Origin of the sequence: Aeromonas sp. MaB10011B, assembly GCF_017939325.1 — a bacterium.
In the GTDB taxonomy this organism is placed as follows: Bacteria; Pseudomonadota; Gammaproteobacteria; order Enterobacterales; family Aeromonadaceae; genus Aeromonas; species Aeromonas caviae.
The window spans coordinates 1-644 of sequence record NZ_JAGKRK010000063.1 but is presented as its reverse complement, the minus strand read 5'-3'; the positions used below and the strand labels follow the sequence as shown (position 1 = coordinate 644).

At 56.5% G+C, this 644-nt stretch carries 1 pseudogene; it reads left to right on the top strand.

Annotated elements, in window-relative coordinates:
* Positions 1–108 precede the first annotated feature (108 nt).
* Positions 109–644 (top strand): annotated as a pseudogene (locus J9893_RS13985) (IS481-like element ISAs19 family transposase); the annotation flags it as partial.

Here is a 644-nt window from a genome sequence, read left to right as displayed (position 1 = left end):
TGTATGGAGATGGTATTCACCTGACAGTTGCCCACAAAAGGGAGTGGTCATACGGCTTCAAACCGGATAACAAAACGGTACCCCTACCGTGTTATCTGGAGTCACCGTATGACCACCAACGAGAAAGTAGCACGTCGTAAACTCAGCTTGCTAGAGCTCGCCAAAGAGCTCAATAACGTCAGCAAAGCCTGCAAGCTCATCGGCTACAGCCGTCAGCAGTTCTACGAGATTCGCCGTAACTACCAGACCTATGGCGCCGAGGGCTTGCTCGACAAACTCCCCGGCTGTAAAGGGGCTCATCCCAACCGGGTCGCTCCCGAGATTGAGCAAGCCATCCTCGATTACTCTCTCACCAGACCAACCCATGGCCCGCTGCGGGTCGCGCAAGAACTGGCTCTGCAAGGCATCAACGTCAGTGCAGGCGGTGTGCGTGGCGTGTGGCAACGTCACGACTTGCTCTCCAAGCATGACCGCTTGTTGCGCCTCGAGAAAACCCATAGGGAACAGACGATTGAGCTCAATGACGAGCAGATCCGCCTGCTCGAGCGCTTCAGCCCCGAGTTTCGCGAACGCCAAATTGAGGTTCACTACACCGGGGAACTGGTGGCGGTCGACACCTTCTTCGTCGGCGCACTCAAGGGGGT